Genomic DNA, 6,000 nt, shown 5'->3' with positions numbered 1-6,000 from the left:
TATTGTCGTATTCATCATTATTCCTTGGATTGTTTTTATTGTTTAGTCTGCTAATTCGATTTTAGTAAAATCGATTTTATTTTCTTTTGGAGAGCGTTCAATATCCCCGACCGTACGATGGTGCGATTTCAAAATGTATATGAAACAGCTTAATATCAAGCCTATAGCCAGTGCGCCTACTAATTGAATCTGTAAAAAGTCTAGTTTAAATAATAAGGTTAAGCCACTCAGTACAACAATATTACCAACGATATAAGGAACTTTACCAAAACGTTCAACAGTGATGTTCAAATTGTCAGTATATAAACGAACGAGTGAATCTAATGAGTTAATTACAAATGTTATCCCTACTACTACCATAGCAAGATTATAAAACCCTGAGGTATCGAGAGCGTTTGCACTGTAGTAATACAACACTGTAAACCAAATCGCGATCGGGATTGAAGGGAATACCATCATAGCCAGTAACACTTGATAGGTTTTCATACCACCCACAAAGCGTGCCGTAAATTGACCAATCATAATGCTCCAAGCAAACCACCAGAACAGGTAGAACTCATGATAATCGTTTATCGGTAGTACAAAGTTATGAATGTTAGCAAAGTAGTCGCCAATTAATGCAAATGTAGTGAAAAACTCACCGACACTTGAGTCATCTGATAAAAATGCACCAGACCACATAACGGCGATTAAGCCTAAGAATAGCCAAGTACTGCCTAAACTGAGATAACGAACATAGCGAATACTTGTGCTTGAATACACTGCTGCAGCAATAACCATAAACACAATGAGGTAGAAGCTGCCGACAATGCTTTCACCATCACCTAACTGTGGTAAATACCAAGGTAAATTGCTTAATAATAAATAAGCGGTGAAGGCACACGTACCAATGATGACGATGTTATTGATAAACTTAATCAGTGGAATTTCAAAATACTTTACTCTGGGTTCAATGACACAGAAGTAGAAGCAGGTTAAAAAGTAAAATGCCCAAATTAAGCAGGCCCAAAAGCCAAACTCAATTGCCAGTGGATTAGTAAATCCATATTCTGGACTGGCAGCTAAATCGGCATAACCGGCAAACTCGGTCAACGGGAACATGATTAAACCTACATCAAGCCCGGAGGTGAACAAAATAGCAATAAAGGTAAACTTACGTACTGGGGTGACACCAATACACTGCATGTTACCCCAGCGATAAATCACAAATGCGATTGCGGCAAAAGTAAATAGAATACCTATTGATAACCAGGTCGTCATTTTTTGGCTCCTTGTTGTATGTTTTTAATGCCATAGAACAATTTTTAAAGGCAAAATGCCCTCAAGCCTTAAGTATCGTGTTGACGATAGTTAAACCCTGATAGATTGATCTCAGCTAAATTGGCCATTTACAATTGTGAAGGTTGGCCACAACCTGTTATTGATGTGTATATAGGAATACACATCAATGAATGAGGGCTAATCGGAATGTCGTTTCGGAGCTTGTAAGCGTTGTGATGTTTGCCAATGTTTAGCAATAGTCACTTTTGCCAAACTGGGTGCCAGTGGCTTGTTACCTAAAATAATGTCGGCAGCACGCTCGGCAACCATGATGGTCGGTGAGTTCAAATTCCCATTAGGAATGGTTGGAAAAATAGATGAGTCAACGACTCTTAAACCGTTAATACCGTGAACTTTTGTTTCTGAATCAACCACGGCCATATCATCCTCGCCCATTTTGCACGAGCAAGAAGGGTGATAGGCACTTTCAACTGAGCTTCTGACAAAACGGTCAATCTCTTCATCGGTTTTGACCGCTAAGCCTGGCTGAATTTCTTCACCACGATATTCATCTAAACCCGGTTGATTAATAATTTCACGGGTCAAACGAACGCACGCTCTAAAACCTTCGATATCATCTTGATGTGACAAATAATTGAACTGAATTTGTGGGGCAACCTTGGCATCATTTGATACGACCGTTACTGCACCGCGGCTTTTAGGTTTGTTGTGGCCAATATGCACTTGGAAACCATGGCCCGCAAACGCTTCTTTACCGTCGTAACGCATTGCAGCAGGTAGGAAATGATATTGCAGATCTGGCCACTCTAAACCCGCTTTTGAGCGGATAAAACCACAAGACTCAAAATGGTTAGTTGCGCCTAAACCCGATTTATTTAAAATCCATCGCGCACCAATAAATAATTTGCTTAATGGATCTATCTTGCCATTAAGCGAAATCGGTTTTAAGCACTTAAATTGGAAGTAAAACTCTAAATGGTCTTGCAAGTTTTGGCCTACACCAGGCAATTGATGAACTTGCTCAATACCTGCACTCGCTAATGTACTGGCATCGCCAATGCCCGACAGTTGTAAAATATGCGGCGAACCAATAGAACCTGCTGATAAAATCACTTCTTTATTGCAGTTAACATCAATTAACTCGCCTTTACGTTCGTAACGAACGCCAACAGCCGTTTTGCCTTGCATAATTACTTTATGTACAAGCGCATGAGTAACCACGGTTAAATTCGAGCGCTTCATCGCAGGGCGAAGGTACGCATTTGCTGTAGACCAACGCACGCCGTTTTTAACTGTCATGTGCATTGGGCCAAAGCCTTCTTGCTGACTGGCATTGTAATCACTCGTCGCTAGGTAACCGGCATCGACACCTGCATCAACAAAAGCTTGATATAACGGGTTTTTCATCTCATTACCGTTATTAACTGCTAATGGACCTTTATCACCGCGATAAACATTACCGCCAAAAGACCAGGTTTCAGCTTTTTTAAAGTAAGGCAGACAGTGAGCATAATCCCAGTCTTTTGCACCTTGTTGCTGCCACTCGTCAAAATCACGCGCATGGCCACGCACATAAACCATGCCATTAATGGATGATGAGCCGCCGAGTACCTTGCCTCGAGGGCAATGCATACGACGATTATCTAAATGGGGCTCTGCTTCTGTTTCAAACTGCCATGCATACTTTTTGGTATTCATCGGGATAGATAACGCCGTAGGCATTTGAATAAAAATGCTTTTGTCGCTACCTCCGGTTTCAAGTATGAGGACTTTATTGTCAGGGTTTTCCGTTAAGCGGTTGGCTAATACACAACCTGCGCTTCCGGCACCGACAATAATATAATCGTATTCATGAGATATTTGCGTAGACATTAATTGGTCACTCCTAAAATGGGCTTTCAAGTGACTGCATACCAACGTAAACAGCTTTAATTTGGGTATATGCTTTCAAGGTTTCAGAGCCATTCTCGCGGCCAATACCAGACATTTTGTAACCACCAACCGGCATTTCTGCTGGTGAGGCACCATAAGCATTGATCCAACAAATACCAGCTTGAATTTGATGAATAACCCGATGAGCGCGAGTAATGTCTTGGGTAAACACCCCAGCCGCTAAGCCGAGATGTGTACTATTAGCACGTTTAACGACTTCGTCTTCATCAGTAAAGGTCAATACCGACATGACTGGGCCAAAGACTTCTTCTTTAGATAGCGTCATTTCATCAGTGCAATCAGTAAAAATTGTTGGCGCGACAAAGAAACCATTTGGCGCATTGTCAGGCTTTAATGCACTACCGCCCGTTAACAAAGTCGCCCCTTCTTTTTTACCAATCTCAATATAATCAAGCACTTTTTGTTGATGATCACGTGAAATCAACGCGCCGAAATTAGTGTTTGGGTCCATTGGGTCGCCGCAAACAATATTCTGCTCAGTACGTTCTTTTAAACGTTGAATAAATTGTGGATAAATATCTTGCTGCACAAAGACTCTCGTACCATTGGTACACACTTCGCCTTGCGTATAAAAATTGGCTAACATTGCCGCAGAAACGGCATTTTCAACATCGGCATCGTTAAAGATTATCAATGGCGACTTACCACCAAGTTCCATGGTTACGTCTTTAAGTGTTCCCGCCGCAGCTGCCATGACTTTTTTACCGGTACCGACTTCGCCAGTGAATGACACTTTAGCGATATCTTCATTACTGGTTAGCCATGAGCCCACTTTACCGTCACCTTGAACAACGTTAAATACGCCATCTGGTACGCCAGCTTGTGTGAATATTTCCGCCAAACGCATTGCACCGCGTGGTGTTTCTTCTGATGGCTTAAAAATCATCACATTACCGCAAGCGAGAGCAGGTGCCGCTTTCCAACAAGCTATTTGTAGCGGATAGTTCCAAGCACCAATACCGGCACAAATGCCTAATGGCTCGCGGCGAGTGTAATAAAAGTCCGCTCCAACAGGTTGTTGATTGCCTTCAATACTTGGGGCAAGTCCGGCAAAGAACTCTATAGAGTCGGCGCCAGTAACCACATCAACTACCGATGCTTCTTGCCATGGCTTACCGGTATCCAATACTTCACCTGCAGCAAGTTCATCATTTTGTTCACGTAGTAGGGCAACGGCTTTTAATAAAATGCGGCTACGTTCGATTGGCGTCATTGCTGACCAAATTGCAAATCCTGCTTTCGCGCTCGCAATAGCCGCCTGTTGTACTGTTTCGGTAGCCACTTCAACTAAATAACTGACATCACCAGTCGCAGGATTAATAACCTCGAAGGTTTCTCCGCTACCATTTGAAATGTATTTACCGTGAACATAATTTTGGTATGTAATTAACGCTGACATTCAATTTCTCCATGTTGCACGATCGCAGCCTCAATAAAGGCTTTAGATAAAATTTGGGCTTGCTTAAAATCTTCTATAGGGGTGGAGCTCAGCGCGCTGCGTAACCAAAAACCATCAATCACTGCAGCGGTTTGCTTTGCTGCATTAATCGCTGCGGTATTGGGTAATAATTGCTTAAACGAAAAAAGCAGATTGCTGTATAACCGCTGACTATTAATATTTTGTAATCTTGCCAGCCCAGGATCGTGCATCGCTTGGGACCAGAAGCTTAACCATGTTTTTGTCGCGGCATTTGAACGTTGTAATTCAGTAAAGTTTGCTTCCACTATCATCGAAAGCCGTGCTACTGGAGTTAATGTTTTGCCTGATGTTCTCGTCAGTAATGCCTGCTTTAATTCATCTAACAGAAACTTCTGCGTGGCTTCTATTAACCCTTGCTTGCCACCAAAATAGTGACTGATAATTCCCGATGACATTCCCGCCAAGCCACTAATGGTATTAATCGTAGTGTGTTGCAACCCATGACGTTCGACTGACATTAACGTGGCATTTATCAGCTGTTGTTGTCTGACGTTTTTCATTATCGGTCTTGACATAAAAGGGGTCCGTTATCTGTATTAAGAATTATTAATTGAACGCTCAATTAATAAGTATGCTAATGATTAGTGCTGTAACTATCAAGCTATAATTTGATATAGGTCACAACAAAGGGGCTGTAAAATAGGGTAGGAATGCGATTGTTTTCTGTAAATCTATGTTTTACATAGGTTGATTGTTGCGATCTTAACGTTGATCTTATGTTGTTAAAAACAAAAAATTTTACATGAAATCATTACAGCTGCAGTTATTTTTGGTTTTTTATAAAAAAATGACTTCATCGTAACGTCGATATTTGTCATCAATAATCCTTTATTGACGAACCGTTATTGATGGTTAACATCTAAGAAAACGTTAATCTGAAACCCACTATCGTAATCATGAGTTATCGGTCGTCACCATTTTAAGGACGCAACATTTAGAACTAATGGGGGGTTAACATTTACAGGAAAGTGCCTATCTGATGCACTCAAGTCATTAGCCAGATTAACTGTAAGGCTCAATATAATTCTGTATCAATGTCAGTGATTGATCATCAAAGGGAGTGGCTTGTGAGTAGCCGGCGATAGATAGGTAAACAAGTTCCATGCTATAACCTTATACAAGCTTATGATTTAAGGTGTAGATATTAAGATTGTTAACTAAGAAACCATTAAATATTCAATTATCAGGCGTTAACTAAGTGGTTAAAGATGGGCAGTAGACGATCAATGATTATCTTAAAGCCTTATTATAATGGTCAATTATCAGGTGTTAGCTAAGAGGTTAGA

Annotated in this window: 4 protein-coding genes; all 4 read right to left on the bottom strand. The window is 41.0% G+C overall.

Annotation, left to right across the window (positions count from 1 at the left end):
* Positions 1-42 precede the first annotated feature (42 nt).
* On the bottom strand, positions 43-1,260 hold the full coding sequence (locus tag H5185_RS12665; RefSeq protein ID WP_124014926.1) for a BCCT family transporter: 1,218 nt from the start codon (positions 1,258-1,260) through the stop codon (positions 43-45).
* Between the two features lie 198 nt (positions 1,261-1,458).
* Positions 1,459-3,153, bottom strand: coding sequence for a choline dehydrogenase (gene betA, locus H5185_RS12660; protein WP_124014925.1), 1,695 nt, complete (start codon positions 3,151-3,153; stop codon positions 1,459-1,461).
* Positions 3,154-3,166: 13 nt separating this feature from the next.
* Entirely contained in the window at positions 3,167-4,633 is a 1,467-nt protein-coding gene (gene betB / locus H5185_RS12655) for a betaine-aldehyde dehydrogenase (RefSeq protein WP_182742287.1), read from the bottom strand.
* Positions 4,621-5,229 (bottom strand): transcriptional regulator BetI, encoded by a 609-nt coding sequence (betI, locus tag H5185_RS12650; protein ID WP_124014923.1) that lies wholly within the window; start codon positions 5,227-5,229, stop codon positions 4,621-4,623. Before betI ends, betB begins: the two co-directional genes overlap by 13 nt.
* Positions 5,230-6,000: the final 771 nt, after the last annotated feature.

This window comes from Shewanella sp. SG44-6 (genome assembly GCF_014164185.1).
In the GTDB taxonomy this organism is placed as follows: Bacteria; Pseudomonadota; Gammaproteobacteria; order Enterobacterales; family Shewanellaceae; genus Shewanella; species Shewanella vesiculosa.
Note: the sequence above shows the minus strand (reverse complement) of the source record. Positions and strands in the feature narration are given on the sequence as shown.

Bases quoted from the DNA above. Each gene is read 5' to 3' on its own strand.
- H5185_RS12665 (WP_124014926.1), bottom strand. From the start codon at position 1,260: ATGACGACCTGGTTATCAATAGGTATTCTATTTACTTTTGCCGCAATC.
- betA (WP_124014925.1), bottom strand. From the start codon at position 3,153: ATGTCTACGCAAATATCTCATGAATACGATTATATTATTGTCGGTGCC.
- betB (WP_182742287.1), bottom strand. From the start codon at position 4,633: ATGTCAGCGTTAATTACATACCAAAATTATGTTCACGGTAAATACATT.
- betI (WP_124014923.1), bottom strand. From the start codon at position 5,229: ATGTCAAGACCGATAATGAAAAACGTCAGACAACAACAGCTGATAAAT.